The 19,276-nt window shown below is 34.1% G+C and carries 16 protein-coding genes; 12 read left to right on the top strand and 4 right to left on the bottom strand.

Annotation, left to right across the window (positions count from 1 at the left end):
• Nucleotides 1–166 precede the first annotated feature (166 nt).
• Genes DFR57_RS15600 through DFR57_RS15590 form a run of 3 tightly spaced genes read left to right on the top strand, consistent with a single transcriptional unit; the run spans nt 167 to nt 3,172 of the window.
• Nucleotides 167–2,482 (top strand): AAA family ATPase, encoded by a 2,316-nt coding sequence (locus DFR57_RS15600; RefSeq protein ID WP_114354150.1) that lies wholly within the window; start codon nt 167–169, stop codon nt 2,480–2,482.
• Nucleotides 2,436–2,864, top strand: coding sequence for an acyl-CoA thioesterase (locus DFR57_RS15595; protein ID WP_114354149.1), 429 nt, complete (start codon nt 2,436–2,438; stop codon nt 2,862–2,864). The genes DFR57_RS15600 and DFR57_RS15595 overlap by 47 nt, the downstream gene beginning before the upstream one ends.
• Entirely contained in the window at nt 2,864–3,172 is a 309-nt protein-coding gene (locus DFR57_RS15590; RefSeq protein WP_114354148.1) for a hypothetical protein, read from the top strand. Before DFR57_RS15595 ends, DFR57_RS15590 begins: the two co-directional genes overlap by 1 nt.
• A gap of 28 nt (nt 3,173–3,200) precedes the next feature.
• Here the strand turns inward: DFR57_RS15590 and yidD are convergent, their stop codons facing one another.
• From yidD to plsY, 3 genes are all read right to left on the bottom strand, one after another.
• A complete protein-coding gene (gene yidD / locus DFR57_RS15585) occupies nt 3,201–3,428 on the bottom strand; it encodes a membrane protein insertion efficiency factor YidD (protein WP_114354147.1) in 228 nt (75 codons plus the stop codon).
• Between the two features lie 61 nt (nt 3,429–3,489).
• On the bottom strand, nt 3,490–4,407 hold the full coding sequence (gene folE2 / locus DFR57_RS15580; protein ID WP_114354146.1) for a GTP cyclohydrolase FolE2: 918 nt from the start codon (nt 4,405–4,407) through the stop codon (nt 3,490–3,492).
• Between the two features lie 162 nt (nt 4,408–4,569).
• Nucleotides 4,570–5,154, bottom strand: coding sequence for a glycerol-3-phosphate 1-O-acyltransferase PlsY (plsY, locus tag DFR57_RS15575; RefSeq protein WP_114354145.1), 585 nt, complete (start codon nt 5,152–5,154; stop codon nt 4,570–4,572).
• A gap of 145 nt (nt 5,155–5,299) precedes the next feature.
• Here plsY and DFR57_RS15570 point away from each other — a divergent pair, with 145 nt between their 5' ends.
• From DFR57_RS15570 to DFR57_RS15555, 4 genes are all read left to right on the top strand, one after another.
• Nucleotides 5,300–5,713, top strand: a complete 414-nt coding sequence (locus DFR57_RS15570) for a CoA-binding protein (RefSeq protein ID WP_114354144.1) — start codon at nt 5,300–5,302, stop codon at nt 5,711–5,713.
• Nucleotides 5,714–5,844: 131 nt separating this feature from the next.
• Complete coding sequence (gene parE, locus DFR57_RS15565) at nt 5,845–7,797, top strand: DNA topoisomerase IV subunit B (RefSeq protein WP_114354143.1); 1,953 nt, start codon at nt 5,845–5,847, stop codon at nt 7,795–7,797.
• A 28-nt stretch (nt 7,798–7,825) separates the two neighbouring features.
• Entirely contained in the window at nt 7,826–10,273 is a 2,448-nt protein-coding gene (gene parC / locus DFR57_RS15560) for a DNA topoisomerase IV subunit A (RefSeq protein ID WP_114354142.1), read from the top strand.
• A 143-nt stretch (nt 10,274–10,416) separates the two neighbouring features.
• On the top strand, nt 10,417–14,007 hold the full coding sequence (locus tag DFR57_RS15555) for a dynamin family protein (protein ID WP_114354141.1): 3,591 nt from the start codon (nt 10,417–10,419) through the stop codon (nt 14,005–14,007).
• Between the two features lie 82 nt (nt 14,008–14,089).
• Here DFR57_RS15555 and hisJ read toward each other — a convergent pair whose 3' ends face one another.
• The gene (gene hisJ / locus DFR57_RS15550) at nt 14,090–14,890 is read right to left on the bottom strand and encodes a histidinol-phosphatase HisJ (protein WP_114354153.1); all 801 of its coding nucleotides are present in this window, start codon (nt 14,888–14,890) and stop codon (nt 14,090–14,092) included.
• Between the two features lie 165 nt (nt 14,891–15,055).
• Here hisJ and DFR57_RS15545 point away from each other — a divergent pair, with 165 nt between their 5' ends.
• From DFR57_RS15545 to hisH, 5 genes are read left to right on the top strand one after another with little or no spacing between them, the layout of a single operon-like run.
• Entirely contained in the window at nt 15,056–16,180 is a 1,125-nt protein-coding gene (locus DFR57_RS15545; RefSeq protein WP_114354140.1) for an ATP phosphoribosyltransferase regulatory subunit, read from the top strand.
• Nucleotides 16,177–16,800, top strand: a complete 624-nt coding sequence (gene hisG / locus DFR57_RS15540; protein WP_114354139.1) for an ATP phosphoribosyltransferase — start codon at nt 16,177–16,179, stop codon at nt 16,798–16,800. Before DFR57_RS15545 ends, hisG begins: the two co-directional genes overlap by 4 nt.
• Nucleotides 16,794–18,071, top strand: coding sequence for a histidinol dehydrogenase (gene hisD / locus DFR57_RS15535; protein WP_114354138.1), 1,278 nt, complete (start codon nt 16,794–16,796; stop codon nt 18,069–18,071). The genes hisG and hisD overlap by 7 nt, the downstream gene beginning before the upstream one ends.
• Nucleotides 18,072–18,084: 13 nt before the next feature.
• Nucleotides 18,085–18,672 (top strand): imidazoleglycerol-phosphate dehydratase HisB, encoded by a 588-nt coding sequence (gene hisB / locus DFR57_RS15530; protein ID WP_114354137.1) that lies wholly within the window; start codon nt 18,085–18,087, stop codon nt 18,670–18,672.
• Nucleotides 18,669–19,271, top strand: a complete 603-nt coding sequence (gene hisH, locus DFR57_RS15525) for an imidazole glycerol phosphate synthase subunit HisH (RefSeq protein WP_114354136.1) — start codon at nt 18,669–18,671, stop codon at nt 19,269–19,271. The genes hisB and hisH overlap by 4 nt, the downstream gene beginning before the upstream one ends.
• Nucleotides 19,272–19,276 lie beyond the last annotated feature (5 nt).

Below are 19,276 nucleotides of genomic sequence, written 5' to 3'. Positions count from 1 at the left end.
AAGTGTTATTGCATCATCAATATAAAAATATCAATGTTCGGGTTGCATAAATTAGGAGTGAGCGTTTAGCTCACCCCAACATTTGACTTAGAACCTATTTTAAATGTTAATGATTATTGCTAATGAATTGTATATGATAAACTAAATTTGGAAGAGGTGATGAATAATGAAAGAAGAAATAAATTTTGATTTAGAGAAAACCATTCTTGCTTGGCAATCAATAGAAACCGATGCGCCATTACACGAAATTGAAGTACTTCGTCTCTTAGATAAAATACAGAAGAATGAATTGAAATGCGAAGATCAAGTTCATGCTATTTTACAAGGAATGGTGGTTTATCACCGTTTAAAACGAAATGTAGAAAATGATCAATTAAATGATTTTTTATTACATAATCTTGACTCGAAAATAACTCCTACTGTAATCAAAGAATTAAGAGCTTTAAAAAAATATGTTTCTCTATTGAAGGAATTAAAAGAGATAGACTTTGACCAATTTACATTAAGAGAAACTGATTTTGAGCCTGTTAAATTAAAAAAAGTGAACGCGTTTTTAGAAAAAACACATGATCTAAATAGGCTAACAGAGCAAAGTTTAGATCAAAATTCACTTCAAAAAAAATATGAACAGGTCATAGTTGAACTTGAACATGCAGAGAACATAGCTTCATCTTTAAAGTATGCCTTAGAAAATAGAAAATCCGCGTCAGAATTAAGCGAATTAAATCAATCGCTCGAAACCATAAAAAGAAAAATTCATTTATTTAATGAAGCACTTCCTCATTTTATGCAAGTGAATAAGGAAAAAAATCCATTAGACCAATTAAATCAAATGGTAGGATTAGATGAGATTAAGCAATATATTAATAATTACTATTATTATTTAAAATACCAAAAGCAAAGAAAAGAGATCGGTTTCCAGATGGTCGATGAGCCTGGTATGCATATGGTTATTTCAGGAAATCCTGGTACTGGTAAAACTACTATTGCAAGACTTTTAGCCGATTTATATTATCAATTAGGCTTACTAGAAACAAATGAACTAATTGAAGTGAATCGCTCCCAGCTTGTAGGATCTTTTATGGGGCAAAGTGAAGAAAATACATTAAATTATGTAAAACAAGCTCTAGGCGGTGTTTTATTTATTGATGAGGCCCATACCTTAAAACGCGATGATCAATCTGGAAATGATTATGGACAGGCAGTTATTGATACGTTAGTAACAGCAATGACAAGTAAAGATTATGCAAATAAATTTGCAGTTATTTTAGCGGGATATACGGAAGAAATGCGCCAATTTTTATGGGCCAATTCTGGTTTGAGAAGCAGGTTCCCTGATTCGAATTTTATTACTTTGCCGGATTTTAGTGATGAATCATTAATGGAAATAGCAGAAGACACAGCCATTATGAATGATTACTTTTTCACGGAGTCTGCTAGAAATCAATTTTATCAACTAATTGAAAAGGCAAAAGTAGACGAATCATTTGGAAATGCGCGAACTGCAAAAGATCTTGTTTTAAAAACGGTTTTTTCAAAAAGTTCGCATGCCGAAAAGCCGACCCAACAAAATTGGCTACCTCACATGCGAATAGATTCAGAGGATATTATAAATATAGATGGTGATAAACAAGATCAAGAGCCTCTACAAGAATTAGACCGTTTAATAGGGTTATCAGATGTAAAAGAAGAAGTAAAAAAGCTATCCTCTTTTGTAAAGGTACAACAAAAAAGAAAAGAATTAAATTTACCGACGATCCCGATTCAGTTACATGCTGTTTTTTCTGGGAATCCAGGTACAGGAAAAACCACGGTTGCGAAGATTTTTGCAAATATATTAAAAAACTGTGGTTTGTTGAAAAGAGGCCATTTAGTTTTAGCTTCTAGAAGCGATTTAGTTGCTGGTTATGTAGGTCAAACAGCAATAAAAACAAAAAAGAAAATTAGAGAAGCACTTGGAGGGGTTTTATTTATCGATGAAGCCTATGCCCTTAACAGAGGCGATAAAGACTTTGGAAAAGAGGCAATTGATACCCTCGTCGATGAAATGACCAAGCATAATGAAAATTTAGTGGTAATATTAGCTGGTTATAAAGAAGAAATGCAACAATTTATTATCAGTAATCCAGGATTGGAATCACGATTTAAAAAATATTTCCATTTTAAAGACTACACCAATCAAGAACTGCTACAAATTTTAAATTATCAAGCAGAAAGTTATCAATATAAAATGGATGAAGCAGTTAACCCTTATGTATTACAATTATTAGAGCAAAATGAAGTTAAGGGAAATGGCAGATTTATGGTTAACTGGATAAATGAAACTATCCAATACCAAGCTTTAAGATTAGATGAAGAAGAGAAAATCGAGAAAATTGACACGTTAAAGGTTGTTGATTTTGAACAAGCTTGGAAAGCAATTAGGGGGAACAGGTATGTTAAAAACAGTAACACCGATCAAAGTTCGATACCAAGAAACTGATCAAATGGGGGTTGTCTATCATGCGAACTATTTAATTTGGTTCGAAATTGGAAGAACAGCCTTTATTGAAAAACTCGGATTTAATTATCATGAAATGGAACAATATGGCGTGGTATCACCTGTAATTGATGCGGATCTTAAGTTTAAACAACCGATTAGATATGGTGAAAAAGCTACCGTAGAGACGTGGATTGAAAAATATAATGGTGTACGCACAACTTATGGTTATGCCATCTATAATCATAAGGATGAAGTTGCTGTTTCAGGTTCCACTCAACACGTCATCGTTGATAAAAAAACGTTTAAGCCTTTATCCTTAAAAAGACAATTTCCTGATTGGCATCAAGCTTATGAAAGTGCATTAGGAGAGGTAAAAAAATAATGGCGTTTGGAATTACTAGAGCAACTCTAAAAGAATGGAAGCAAACTGTAAAGAAGGGGAAAATTGCTTTTTTGACGCATTATTGGATCGATGAGAGATTCCCTAATTGTAATACTGTAACAAAGGTAGGGTGTGCGGATCTTAATTTGCTCATTAAATGGGGAGAAAAATATCAGCTGCAACCAGAATGGATTCATCGTGATCCTCAATTTCCACATTTTGATTTGTTTGGCGACATACAGTTGAAAATACTAAAAGAAGAAAACCAATGGGAAGATATTTGGCGTTTCGAATTAAATAAAAAATAGATAAGAAAAGACGAACCAATATAATACACTATTGGTTCGTCTTTTTTTCAGGTACAGGATCAAAACCTCCTGAGTGAAAAGGATGACACTTTATTATGCGTTTAGTACTTAAGTATGCACCTTTAATCACACCGAATCGTTTAAAGCTTTCCATACTGTAATGTGAGCAGCTTGGATAAAAGCGACAGCTGGGTGGAGTAAGAGGGCTAATAAATTTTTGGTAAAATTTAATCAAGGAAATAAAAATATATTTCAATCGATCAACCCTTTCTTGTCTGATGCCGTCTTGATATTTCCCTCAAGGAAAGAATATAATTCTATTTCTCAAAATTAATGGTCGCAATAGCATCATGTAAGTGGATGGATTCTTCATTTTGACATGTGACACTAAACTTACTGACAAAGTCCATTTCATAAAGATCAGCCGCAACCAAACGTACCATATCTTCAACGAAACGAGGATTTTCATACGCTAGTTCAGTAACTATTTTTTCATCAGGTCTTTTTAAGACAGGATGGAGTCTAGCACTTGCGTTACTTTCCATAGCTTCTAGTAAGGCTTCTTTCCAGTCTGTTTCTTGTTCATCAAAGTCTTCTGTTAATTCTGCATTTACTTTTACAACTCCGCGTTGATTATGAGCACTGTACTCGCTAATCTCTTTTGAACAAGGACAAAGGGTGGTAACTTTTCCTTCTAATCCGACTTCTAATTTGAACCCTTGTCGTTCTTTAAAGGTAACGGTAATCGAAGCCTCTGCATGATTCATACCAGAAAGCTTAGAGTAGGGTCCTTTTCTCTCGTAAAACCATGGGAATTTCAAAGTCATACTAGCATCTTTTTGTTCTAATCGTTTAGCAAGGTTTAATACAAAGTTCTTCAAATTCTCTATGCGGATTGTAAAACCATTCTCATTATAAACCTCTGTTAATTGCTCCGTGAATCTACTCATATTTGTGCCTTTATGTTCTTTATGAATAGATGAGGTAAAGGTGAATTCACCAATGGTAGACTGTTCTGTAGGAGCAATATTGCTTACTACTGTAATAGGGTGTTTAACATTGGTAATCCCTACAGCATCAATGTCAAACATAAAATCTTTTTTGGTATTTTGTAAGTCAGCCATTTCGTTTTTCTCTGTTGGTTTTGATTTTGGACCTGGATTTACGGATCCAAATAACTTATGACGATCTATTTTTGAAGGCAGATTTATTGGATTGAATTCGTTATCGTTCAATTTCAACGCTCCTTTTTTACTATATAAAACTATTACAAAGTATACTGAAAATACTTCTATTATTCAATGGAATAGACTTATATGTTTTTAAGTAATCTAGATATTTTCAATCGAATAAAAAGAGATCTAACGAAAACGATTAGACCTCTTTAATTAACTTATTTACATCCATGTGATTTTTGGTTCTGTTTTATTCATGATTCGTTTTATATTTGCAGTGTGGCGATAAATAACAATAAGAGTTAATATACTAGTAACAATAGCTAGACCGACGTTTTGAAGGACAATTGTTACGATTACAGTTATGATTCCAGTTAACATAGACGATAGTGACACATACTTTGTTATGTATAAAAATATAAAAAAGCTAATGATCATAACGATAAAAATTAATGGGCTTACTCCAAGAATAACACCACCAGAAGTCGCTACAGCTTTACCACCTTTAAATTTGGCGAACAATGGATACATATGACCGATAACAGCAAAAATCCCTATTATTAGAGGATAGACATTGTCAACTTGAAATAGAAAGGGTAGACTTGCAGCAAGCGTACCTTTTAATATATCTCCAGCTGTTACGATGATCCCTGCTTTTATCCCGAGAACTCGAAACGTATTTGTTCCACCCAAATTTCCACTTCCATGTTCTCTAATATCAATTTTATAACCTAATTTCCCCACTATAAGCCCAAATGGAATTGAGCCAATTACATATGCTAAAATACTTAATAAAAAATATGCCATAACCTTCTCCTTCTACCATTCTTTTTCATTATTTTATCATGATCATGCTATTATGAATATATGATCTAAAAAATTTTCCTAGTTCACAAAGAAATTCAAACTAGAATAATGATATTTATTTTATTATAGAGGAGAGTTTATAACAATGGATACACATAAAGAACAAGAATTAATGAAAGTTATGTTGAAAAATAGTAAAACTATTGCAGTAGTAGGACTGTCTGATAAAACTCACCGAACATCTTATCAAATTTCTAAAGCTATGCAAGCACTAGGTTATCGTATCATTCCCGTAAATCCATATGTAGATTTTGTGTTAGGCGAAAGAGCCTATTCTTCAATTTTAGATGTTAAAGAAAAAGTTGATTTAATAAATATTTTCAGAAGATCAGATAAAGTGTATGATATAGCTGAGGAAATTTGTAAGACAGATGCGCCTTATGTATGGATGCAACAAGGGGTTGTAAATAAGGAAGCTGCCAACCTTTTAAAAGAAAATAATAAAGAGGTTGTGATGGATCAATGTATCAAAGTTGCCCATGCAGTTTTACTAAAATAGCAATAAAACAGTGGTAGCTTTACAAATTCAAACGTTTGTTCTATATTCGTATTAGAGTAGAAGTGCTATGATATAGTAATAAACGTATGGACACGACAGGGTTTTTGACATGAGGAAGGAGATTTTTTAATTTGAGTACGCAAAATTCATCCACATATAACGATGATTCGATACAAGTATTAGAAGGCTTAGAAGCCGTTAAAAAGCGTCCAGGTATGTATATTGGAAGTACCGACGCAAGAGGATTACATCATTTAGTTTTCGAAATAGTAGACAATGCTGTTGATGAAGCTTTAGCGGGGTATGGTGATGAAATAATTGTTACCATCCATAAAGATAATAGTATAAGTGTGCAAGATAGAGGCCGAGGCATGCCTACTGGTACACATAGAAGTGGAAGACCAACACCAGAAGTTATTCTAACCGTATTACATGCCGGAGGTAAATTTGGTCAAGGTGGTTATAAAACGAGTGGTGGATTGCACGGTGTTGGTGCATCGGTAGTAAATGCACTATCAGAGTGGTTAGAGGTTTCTATCGAACGAGAGGGTGTTAGATATGTTCAACGGTTTGAAGATGGAGGATTTCCTGTAACGACGTTAGAGAAAAAAGGTAATACTAGAAAAACAGGAACCAAGATCACTTTTAAACCGGATGAAAGTATTTTCTCTACAACAGTTTATCAATTTGAAATTTTATCCGAAAGAATAAGAGAGGCTGCCTTTTTATTAAAAGGAATGAAAATAGAACTTCGCGATGAGAGAAATGATCAAGTCGAAGCACACCAATATCCTGAGGGATTAAAAACGTTCGTGGAATATTTAAATGGTGAAAAAGACTCGCTTCATCAAGTCGTTTCATTTGAAGGTATGAGTCAAGAAATAGAAGTTGATTTTTCCTTTCAATTTAATGATGGATATGCAGAAAGCATTCTTTCTTTTGTTAACAATGTTCGAACAAAAGATGGGGGAACCCACGAATTTGGTTTAAAGACAGCAATTACACGGATTTTTAACGATTATGCAAGAAAAACAGCAATTCTAAAAGAAAAAGATAAAAATTTAGATGGTAATGATTTAAGAGAAGGTCTAACAGCAGTTGTTGCTGTAAAAATTCCAGAAGAAAAATTACAATTTGAAGGTCAAACAAAGAGTAAATTAGGAACCTCAGAAGCAAGGTCTGCCGTGGATGCTGTTGTATCAGAGCATCTCTTGTATTTTCTTGAGGAAAATCCTGATGTTGCATCCATGTTGATTAAAAAGGCTGTTCGAGCAAAGGAAGCCAGAGATGCTGCAAGAAAAGCACGGGAAGAAGCAAGATCAGGTAAGAAGAAGAAAAAAAGCTCTCTTTTAAGTGGTAAACTCACACCAGCTCAATCAAGAAATCCAAATAAAAATGAATTATATTTGGTAGAGGGTGATTCTGCAGGTGGGTCTGCAAAACAAGGAAGAGATCGAAAATTCCAAGCAGTACTTCCACTTCGTGGTAAAGTAATTAATACTGAAAAAGCAAAGCTAGTTGATATTTTAAAAAACGAAGAAATTTCAACGATCATTCATACGATTGGAGCAGGTGTTGGTAGTGATTTCAATTTAGAGGATACCCAGTATAATAAAATTGTAATCATGACAGATGCCGATACAGATGGAGCGCATATCCAAGTTTTATTATTAACGTTCTTTTACCGGTACATGCGTCCATTAATAGAAGCAGGTAAAATATTTATTGCACTACCGCCTTTATATAAGATTTCTAAAGGTAAGGGTAAAAAAGAGACAATTGAATATGCCTGGAACGAAGATGATATGAAAAAAGTAATTAATGAAATGAAAAATGGATATTTACTACAACGCTACAAGGGTCTCGGGGAAATGAATGCAGACCAGTTATGGGAAACAACGATGAACCCTGATACTAGAACGTTAATACGGGTAACGTTAGACGATGTTGCTCGAGCTGAAAGAAGAGTAGCGACGCTCATGGGAGATAAAGTAGAGCCAAGAAGAAAATGGATTGAGTCTCATGTGCAATTTGGTTTAGAAGAAGAAACAAATATTATCGATAATGAAAATATTCAAGTATAGGTTGTTTTGTTAGGAGGAAGTTCGGACTGTGGAGGAAAAGTTTTTAGATCTACCATTAGAAGAAGTAATTGGTGATCGGTTTGGAAGATATAGTAAGTATATTATTCAAGATCGAGCACTACCCGATGCAAGAGACGGATTAAAACCCGTTCAAAGAAGAATATTATATGCCATGCACATGGAAAGAAATACGTTTGAAAAGCCTTTTAGAAAATCCGCCAAAACAGTGGGTGTGGTAATTGGTAATTATCACCCACATGGTGATTCATCAGTTTATGAGGCAATGGTTCGGTTGAGTATGACTTGGAAAGTTCGAAATGTGCTTGTCGAAATGCATGGGAATAACGGTAGTGTGGACGGTGATCCACCTGCTGCGATGCGTTATACAGAAGCTAGATTATCTGCGATTTCAAGTGAACTAATTCGAGATATTGAAAAGGAAACTGTTGAGTTTATTCCTAACTTTGACGATTCCATTAATGAACCAGTAGTTTTGCCAGCAAGATTTCCTAATTTATTAGCAAATGGCTCTACTGGTATATCAGCTGGTTATGCTACGGAGATACCTCCGCATAATTTGGGAGAAGTAATCGATGCAGTTATCAAAATGATCGATAATCCTGCTATTGAAATTGATGAACTTATAAAGATTATTAAGGGACCGGACTTCCCTACTGGTGGTATTATTCAAGGTTTAGAAGGATTAAAAAAAGCTTATAAGACAGGTAGAGGTAAAATTATTGTTAGAGGTAAAGCTTCTATTGAGAAACTAAAGAGTAGCAGAGAACAAATTGTTATCGATGAGATTCCGTATGAAGTAAACAAAGCAGTCTTAGTCAAACGTATGGATGAATTACGTTTAGACCGAAAAGTAGAAGGAATCGCAGAAGTACGGGATGAAACTGATCGAACTGGTATGCGTATTGTTATTGAATTAAAGAAGGACGCAGATAGTGAAGGAATATTACACTATTTATATAAAAATACTGATTTACAAATTGCGTATCACTTTAATATGGTCGCGATTAAAGATAAAACGCCTACATTACTAAATTTAACAGACATATTAGAAGCATATATAAGTCACCAAAAAGAAGTAGTAACCAGACAAACTCGTTTTGACCTTAGAAAAGCGCAGGAACGGGCACATATTGTAGAAGGTTTAATCAAAGCAATCTCTGTATTGGATGAGTTGATTAAAACGATCCGCGCTTCAAATGATAAGCAGGATGCAAAAGAGAGAATTATTAAAAAATATGATTTTTCCGATCGCCAAGCAGAAGCGATTGTTAATTTGCAATTATATCGACTTACTAACACAGATATTACAGCTCTTGAAGGTGAAGCAAGTGAGTTAAGAGAACAAATCACAGGCTATGAAGAGATCCTCGCAAATGAGAAAAAGCTTCTAAGTGTGATTAAAAAAGATTTAAAGCTAATGAAAAAGAAATACGCTGATAAAAGACAAACACAAATTGAAGAAAAAATTGAAGAGTTAAAAATAAATCTGGAAGTAATGGTTGCAAGTGAAGATGTTTTAGTATCTGTTACACGTGATGGATATTTAAAACGAACTAGTCTGCGTTCTTATGGAGCTTCAACAGATGCAGATTTTACGATTAAAGATCAAGATCATTTAGTTGCTTTACTTGAAATTAATACGACAGAAAATATATTGCTCTTTACTAATAAAGGTAGATATGTGATTGTCCCTGTGCATCAGCTTCCTGATATCAAATGGAAGGATTTAGGCCAACATGTCTCTAACCTTGCCTCATTAGAAAAAAATGAAAAGATAGTAAAAGTAATTCCAGTTCAAGAATTTAAAAAGGATGAATACCTCATCTTCTTTACGGCAAATGGTATGGTGAAAAAGAGTTCATTAGAAGTTTATTCATCACAAAGATTTGCTCGTCCTTTAATTGCTATAAATTTAAAAGGTGAAGACGAATTGTTGAATGTTCATTTATCGAATGGCAATGCAGACATCTTCGTAGCTACTAATACTGGATATGGGTTATGGTTCCATGAATCAGAAGTAGCGGTAATTGGTCAAAGAGCCTCAGGTGTAAAAGCAATTCAATTAAAGAAAGATGAAAAGGTAGTAAATGGACTTATCTTTGATGACTTAATAAAAGAACAACAATTTATTTTAGTCACACAACGCGGAGCCTGTAAGCGAATGGACTTATCCCGTTTTGAAAAGAGCTCACGTGCTAAAAGAGGTTTAATTATGCTTAGAGAGTTAAAACGAAATACACATCGAGTAGTAGGATTTGATATTGTAAATGAAGAGGAAATGATAGAGTTCTCTACTACAAAGGATGTACTGAAGCGTTTTTCACCTGTAGAATTACCTAAAAGTGATCGATACAGCAATGGCTCGTTCATGATAGATACAGACCAACACGGTGAAGTAAAAGAAGTATGGAAAACCGCAACATATCGTCAGCCTTTTACTAATGAAAACATTTAAATCTTTTTAAGGATACCTTGCTACTTGTGGGGTATCCTTTCATTTTTAAAATACTTGGATGTAGTTATATGACTTTCCTTAGTAGCCAAAAAAAGTATTAATCAGTATAATGTAGTGAAACATGAACATGGAGGAATCTGAACATGGTAGTCTCGAACCCCTTAAGGTATGACTTAGATACATTAGCAAATTTATATCAATTCTATCAGCAAAATTTCACGAATGAGATGGATCAAAAAATATATGATTTAATTAAGAAAAAAGAAGAAGAGCGATTTACGATATGCTTTGCTGGCCATTTTTCTGCTGGAAAATCGACCTTGATCAACCAATTTACAAATGAACCTTTGCTACCTCAAAGTCCCATTCCTACAAGTGCGAATGTGGTGGAGATTGTAAATGGAAAAGAAGAAATTATCGTGGATTTAAAAAACCAACAAGCGGTGCGAAGTGAAGCTTCCTTAACTATTGACCAGATTCAGAACCTCTGTAAAGATGGGGAAACGATCAATAGAATTCGGATATCGAAACCTCTTTCACAGTTGCCTGAAAATGTATCTATATTTGATACTCCGGGAATTGACTCAGTTGATGATGCCGATCGCATTATTACGGAAGCGTCGATACATACTGCAGATATTTTATACTACGTAGTGGATTACAATCATGTACAGTCAGAAGTCAATGCAATGTTTTTAAAAGAAATTGAGCACCGGGGTATCCCTTATTGTTTAATTGTTAATCAAATTGATAAGCATGTAGATTCAGAGCTTACTTTTGAAGCCTTTAAAAATAGCACAGAAAATGCACTGCTTTCTTGGGAGTTACATCCACAAAAAGTTTATTATATTTCACTAAAGGCTCTAGATCTCCCAACTAATGAATGGAAAGAACTAAAAGCAGATATGCATCAACTATTTTCACCAGAGCAAACTAATATGATTAACGATACGATTAATAGAGAAGTGAGTTATTATATAGACCTTGCCATGGATGAATATAATGAAAGTTTAATTGAACTAGAAAACGCTAACGAAAATGAAGACAAATCAGAAACAGGTGAAAGTATTGGTCAACTCAAAGAAAACCTGTCTACTTTGGAAGAAAGTGTGACTTCTTTAGATGATCAAGTAAATACCCTTTTAAATCAAACAACAGCAAATGCGCAGCTCATGTCTTTTGAAATAAGAGAAAAAGCGAGAGAATTGCTGGAGAGTTTTCAGGATAATTTTAAAACTGGTATTTTTACAACGAGTAAAAAAAGAGAAAAAATTCGAGAAGAAAGACTGCAGCATTTTTATGGTGCATTGATGGAGCAGGTGGAAGCTAATCTTATCTGGAAACTTCGTGATAAGTTAACAGCGTTTATTAATCAGTATTATAAAGAGACCTTAACATTAGAATTACCTAAGGAACCCTATCAAAAAGAAGCTGTCATTAAACAAATAAATACGGGTGCATCCGTTACTGGCGAATATGTTTTAAACTATACGAAACAGCTAGAACAAGATATCAAAAAGCATTATAGATTAGAATACAAAGCCATCTGGTTAAATTATAAAAAAGAGATAGAAGAGTTGATACAAAAAGACATTAGTAAGCTACAGCAATCTTTAAATGAAGCAACAACTCAATATAAGGATAAAGAAAAACAAGAGACTAGAATAAGTGAAATAAATAAGTATCAGGAATATTTAAAGGCATTTAAGCATGGTGAAGTAGAGCTAGATCGGGACATATACCAAAAGCTTAAGCATTTAAATAAAGTGGAAGTAAAAACAGATCATACGTATTTTGAAGAAAAATCCATATATCATAAAAATGATGACCAAGAAGTGTCAAGCCCTTTAAAGGAGAGGGAATCGCTCAATTTAGATCCCAAAACTACACTGAATTATGCAAAAAAAGTAGTTGATATTACTAGGGATTTAGATTCCGTCCAAAAACTTACCACAACTTTAGAAGAAAAAATCGAACGATTAGAAAAACAGAAGTATGAGATTGCATTATTTGGAGCTTTTAGTGCCGGGAAGTCTTCATTTGCTAATGCATTATTGGGAGAAAATATTTTGCCAGTTTCTCCAAATCCGACAACAGCAACTATTAATAAAATAAGTCCACCCACAAAAACGCATAAACATCGAACAGCAATCGTGAAAATGAAGTCTGAAGAGGATGTGTTAGATGATATCCATTTGTCCTTATCAGACATTACATTTGATTCATTAAAAAGCTTTATAGATTGGTTCCAACGAAAAAAGTGGAAAAAGATGAATTTATCTACAAGAAATTTCACATTTTTAAAGGCTATTTCGGATGGTTATCAAGACGTCTCAGCTATGTTAAGTGAAAAGCAGGAGGTAACACAAGAAAATTTCGAGCGTTTCATTGCTACAGAGTCTATTGCATGTTTTGTAGAAGAATTAGAGTTGTTTTTTGATTGTGCCATTACAAGAAAAGGCATATCTTTAGTGGATACGCCTGGAGCAGATTCAATCAACGCCAGACATACAAACTTAACTTTTTCTTATATGAAGAATTCAGATGCAATACTCTTTTTAACTTATTATAACCACCCATTTTCAAAAGCAGATGAACTTTTGCTTCAACAATTAGGGAAAATTAAGGATGCTTTTCATCTTGATAAAATGTTTTTTATCATCAATGCTGCAGATCTTGCATCTGATGAAGAAGAATTATCCCTGGTAAAACAGTATGTGAAAAATCAATTACAGAAGAATGAAGTATATCAACCAAATCTTTATGCACTTTCTAGTAAAAATGTTATGCTTGATAAAAGTAGGGAAGAAGCTGTCGCTGATGGAGGATTCTTATCATTCGAACATGACTTTGACTATTTTTTAGGGGATCAATTATTACAATTAAGTCTTTCTGCCATGATAACGGATGTTGAAAGAATAGAAGCTTTTCTGAAGAGATATATTGATGCCCAAAACATGGAAGCACAGGAAAAAGAGAATTTAAAGGGAAAGTATGAACAAGAACTAACTGAATATAAAGCTATAACAGCTAACTATCCAATAGAAAATAGTATTACTTATATCCTTGAACAATTAGAAAAGCAGTTTTACTATATGAAGCAGCGTTTATCGATCCAATTTCCTGACCATTTTAAAGAATTTTTTCATCCAGGAAGAATTAAGTTAAGTGGTAAAAAGGGACGTCTTCAAGTACAGGAGTCATATGAAGCTTTTATAAAACAGTTAAACCAACTAGCTAATCAAGAGCTTCGGGCGATTATTGTTCGCATGGAAACATGGTCTAATGATCAATTCCGTAAAGTTCATCAAGATTTAGCAGATAAGTTTTATCAACTAAGTGATGAAGAATATCAAATCTCTGCTTTTCATTCTAAGGATTTGGATCAACCCGACTGGAATGAACAAGTATTTCATATTCAAGAAAATAAGGTGAATAGCGTATTAAATCAATATAAGGACACAAAACAATTTTTTCAGGAAAATAAGAAAAAAATAATGGAAGAAAATCTATCTGACATTCTTCTCCCCTTTTATGAAGATAAATTAAAGAATATTAATGATGATTTTCATGATTTTTATAAGCATCAAATTGAGGAGCTAATAAAAAATATTTTAGCTGATGTTCAAACACAAGCGGAATATGATTATGACTCCTTTATCGATAAGATTTTCAATCAAACAACCGATGAAAAAATGATCGATGCTTATGAAGAAATGAAAAGAATTAAATAATGAAATACCCTAGTTACAGCAACGTAGCTAGGGTATTTTTAATAGCTTTTTCGAAAAAGAAATAAGTTTTGTTTAATTTCTTTTATTTATACACTTGAAGTCCTTCAAATCCTTTTGCTATCCCAGAAGAGGCATGACTATCTGAACCAGGATAAAGTGGGATTCCTAATTCCTGTGCCATCTTTACAACCCAAGGGGAAGGATACATTGTTTTACAAAATGGTTTATAGATGCCTGCGGTATTAAGGTCTAGCTGGAGATCATTTGATTTAATTAAATGTAGTAACTCATTGATCGTTTTCTTAAAGTCATGTTCAACAGGATACAGCTGCTTGAATTTCTCTACTAAAGTTAAATGTCCAATTCGAGTTGGCTTATAGGAACCAAGGTCACTCAAAATAGCTTTTTTGACAGTGTCGTAGTAGTGTTCATATACTCTTTCCACGGAACCAAATTGGATGACCAACTCTTGGAAGCTATCCTGATGGTAATCCAAACAAATATAGTTTCCTTTTTTGTCCTTTAGCATATGTACAGATAAAATGGCATCATCGATTTCAGGTCCGATTTCATTTAAAAATTGTTTCGTATCCTGCTCATAGCCTTCGATATAATCAACTTCAAAACCAATATTAATCTTAATAATTCCTTCATATTCTTTTTTTAGTTCTTTTAGTTTATGAAAATAATCGGGCAAATCTTGGAATCGCATGGCACTGTCCTTTTCTGGCGTAGGATCGTTAAACCGCTTTGGCAAAGGAGCATGCTCTGTAAATGATATTACTTTTAAATTACGTTCAATAGCCTTTTCGATATAATCAACTAAAGGATCATTCGACCCGTGTGGGCAATAGGGTGTATGTACATGATAATCACCATTCATAATCATTCGCTATTCTCCTCTCATTTCTTTATAATAAACGTTGGAACCACAAAAGAAAAGTGAATGATTTATTGACATGAAAATTGGAATATGATAAGTTTAATTAACCAAATCCTTTACTGTGGTAGAGTGATAAAATATTAATGGAATTTAGGATGTGAATACATGTTTTTACCTGCAGGGAGTCAAGATGAAACAGGAACATTACTAGTAAATAGAGCAAAAGCCTATGAGACTTTTAGATATGTAACAGAAAAAAGAAACTTCAAACAAATTTCTACACCTGCTATTGAATATGCAAGTACATTTACCAATCGTATTGCAGGGATGAATCTAAATGAAATGATGAAATGGTTTAATAAAGAAGGAGAAATAGAAGTATTAAGACCTGACTGGACAACAGCTATTGCAAGAGCAGTAGCAAAACAACCGATCCATCAACAAAAATGGTCGTATCAGGGTTCTGTTTTTAGAATTGATAAAGATGGGACAGAGAGCAGGCAGGCAGGAATTGAGATTGTTCATGCTAATTCAGTACTTGGTGAAAGAGAATGTATGCTAACAGCAATTGATTATTTGAAATCATTACATATTGATAAATATGTAATTGAGTTAGGACATACCGAAATCTTTGATATTCTTATTCAATCATTAAAATTGGATACCACTCAAGAAGATTTACTTCGCACTGCTATGCATGACAAAAGACGCGATGTTGTCTATCAGTTAGTAAATAACACTGGCAATAGCGAGATTGCAAATCATCTAACAGAATTAACAGAAGCATATGGAAATAAAGATATAATTACAAAATATCAAGATTTATGGTCAGATAATGATGAGCTTCTACAAATTTTAGAAAACCTGAATAATATGATAGAGCTTATTGAAGCTACGACTGACCTAGAAGTAATCGTGGATTTAGGACGCGTAAAGAATTTACCTTATTACGATGGAATGATGTTTCGAGGTTTTCTGAAAAAGGATGGTTCTACCTGCTTCTCTGGTGGTAGATATGATAGGTTGTATAAATATTATCAACAAGATACGACAGCTGTTGGGCTGGCTTTTGATGTCGATGTACTAGCATCTCATATGACGGATCATAAAGAAAAAAAGAGAGCTTGTATTATAGCATCAGAAAAAACTCATCAGGTAGCGGAAGCTTTTCGGAATGAATTAACAGATTACATTGTGGAAGTATCATACGATGAGCAAGTAACTTCCACCTTTGATCTGTGCTACAAGGTAATGGAACAAGATAACGAATATAAGGTGGTCAAACTATGAAGCCGTGTATCGCTTTAACAAAAGGAAGATTAGAGAAGCAATTTCTAGATTTTTTTGAATCACTAGAATTTGATATGTCATCCTTAAAAGATAAAGGAAGAAAGCTACAAGTTGAAACAGATGACTTTTTGTTTGTATTTGCTAAAGGACCCGATGTTGCAACCTATGTGGAAAATGGAATTGCAGATTTAGGTATTGTTGGTGAAGACATATTAATTGAACATCAGCCAGATGTTTATAATTTATTCCCGCTTCCCTTTGGAAGATGTGGAATGGCTGTTGCTACTAAAAAAGATTTTGAATGGCCTCAACGAAAAAAACGAATTGCTACATCTTTTACTAATATTGCAAAAGAACATTTTATGCAAAAAGGTGAATCAGTAGATATTATAAAATTAGAAGGATCTGTAGAATTAGCTCCAATTTTAGGTTTAGCTGACGCTATTGTAGATATTGTAGAAACTGGCACAACCCTTAAAGAGAATGGGTTAGTTATCGAAGAGAAATTCTTAGCAATAAGCGCTCGATTAATTGCAAATAGATCATCGCTAAAAATTAAGAAAGATCAATTAAATCCTGTCATTGAAGCATTCAAGGAGGGGGCGAAACTTACATGTTAACGGCATATAATTATCAGGAATTTTTATCCTCAAGCTTTTTAAAAAAAGAATCAAATAAGACAAACCGAGACATTATGGATAGTGTTAAGAAAATTATTGATGACATTCAAGATAAAGGTGATCGTGCACTCCTAGGTTATATTGAAAAGTTTGATGGCGTGATTCCTGAAAACTTACTCGTGTCAAGAGAGGAAAGAAAAGCTGCTTGGAAATTAGTAGATACAAAAACGATAACTGCGCTTCGAAATGCTGCAGAAAATATCAAAAGTTTTCATCAAAAACAGCTACAAAATTCAAGAATTATGCAGCAGGATGAAAACATCTATGCTGGTCAATTATATCGCCCAATAGAACGTGTAGGGATATATGTGCCAGGGGGAACAGCAAGTTATCCATCCTCTGTGTTAATGAATGCAATTCCTGCTGTCTTAGCAGGGGTAGAGAACGTTAGTATGGCTACTCCTGTAAGAAATGGCCAGCCAATTAATCCAGTTTTACTTGTTGCAGCAGATATTGTCGGCGTTCACAACATCTATAAGGTTGGAGGTGTGCAAGCTATTGCAGCTTTTGCTTATGGTACAGAAACCATTCCTTCAGTCGATAAAATCGTGGGGCCAGGAAATGCATATGTTGCAGCTGCTAAAGCGCTCGTTTATGGAGATGTAGGTATTGATATGATAGCAGGGCCCTCTGAAGTAGCTATTGTAGCAGATGAGTCAGCCAATGCTTCTTATGTTGCTGCTGATTTAATTGCACAAGCTGAGCACGATCCATCAGCTAGAGCAATACTATTTTCCTTATCTGCAGAGTTAATTGATCGAGTGAATGATGAATTAAAAAATCAATGTTCTGTTTTACCTCGAGAAGAAATTGCAACAGAGGCATTAAACGTTAATGGGGCAAGTGTTCTTGTTTCAGATATAGATCAGGCTTTTGAACTTTGTAATGCAGTGGCTCCTGAACACTTAGAAATTCAAACAGAACGTCCATTAGAATGTCTAGGTAAAGTAAAGCATGCTGGATCAGTTTTCTTGGGTCACTACACTCCTGAAGCATTAGGAGATTATTACGCAGGACCAAATCATGTGCTACCAACTTCTGGAACAGCTAAATTTTCTTCAGGACTATCAGTCGATGACTTCATTAAAAAGACAACGTTTCTTTATTATAGTGAAGCGGCATTAAAGGATGCTTCAGAAGATGTGATGCAGTTAGCTAAACAAGAGCAGCTAGAAGGTCATAGTAGAGCAATAGAAAAAAGGATCAAATAGGAGGAAGCTTATTTTGAGAGTAGCTAAAAAAGAAAGAAACACAAATGAAACTAAAATTAAAGTGGCTGTAAATCTTGATGATAGCAATGAAGTATCCATTCAGACAGGAGTTGGCTTCTTTGATCATATGCTTGAATTATTCGCGAGGCACGGTAGAATTGGTTTAGTTGTGGAAGCGGACGGCGATCTTCATATTGATAGCCATCATACTGTTGAAGATGTTGGTATCGTGATAGGACAATTAATAAAGGAAGCTTTGGGAGACAAAAAACAAATCAATCGTTACGGAAGTGCATATGTCCCAATGGATGAAAGCTTAGGGTTTGTTTCATTAGACATAAGTGGAAGACCATTTTTAGTGTTTAATGCTACTTTTGACAATCAAAAACTCGGAAATTTTGATACCGAGTTAGTACAAGAGTTTTTACAAGCATTTGCTTTTCAAGCTGGTATCACCTTGCACGTGAATGTGTTGTATGGCCAAAATACACATCACAAAATTGAATCTATTTTTAAAGCACTTGGTAGATCGCTAAATGAAGCAATAACAATCAATCCGGATATTAAAGGAGTAAATTCGACAAAGGGGTTAATCGAATGATTGCTATCGTAGATTATGGTATGGGAAACACTGCTAGTGTGTCTACTGCATTCACAAACTTAGGTTATGAGGTAGTAATAACGGATGATATTCAGTTATTAGAGTCTGCTACACACGTTATTTTACCAGGTGTAGGCTCATTTAAAGCAGCTATGGAAGAGATTAATGATCGAAATTTAAATGCAGCGTTAAGAAAACTAGCTAAGGAAAAACCTTTTCTTGGTATATGTCTAGGAATGCAACTATTATTTGAAAAAGGATTTGAGAACGGAGAAACTGTTGGATTAGAAATTATCCCAGGTACTATTGATAAAATTGAAACGCCTCATATATTACCTCATATTGGGTGGAACAAATTACAAATAAGTGATAAACATCCAGCATTCAATCGTTTTGAAGCAAAGCATGTTTATTTTGTTCATTCTTATCAAGCAAATACAGCTGAGGAAAATATCGTTGCTACTACTGATTATGGAACAAAAATCCCAGGCATAGTCAGAAAAGGAAATGTATTTGGGATACAATTCCACCCAGAAAAAAGTGGAGAAATAGGGATTGAAATCATTCGAACCTTTATGAATGAAACTGCAAATCGCTAATAATA

The organism is Saliterribacillus persicus (assembly GCF_003337485.1).
GTDB lineage: Bacteria > Bacillota > Bacilli > Bacillales > Amphibacillaceae > Saliterribacillus > Saliterribacillus persicus.
Note: the sequence above shows the minus strand (reverse complement) of the source record. Positions and strands in the feature narration are given on the sequence as shown.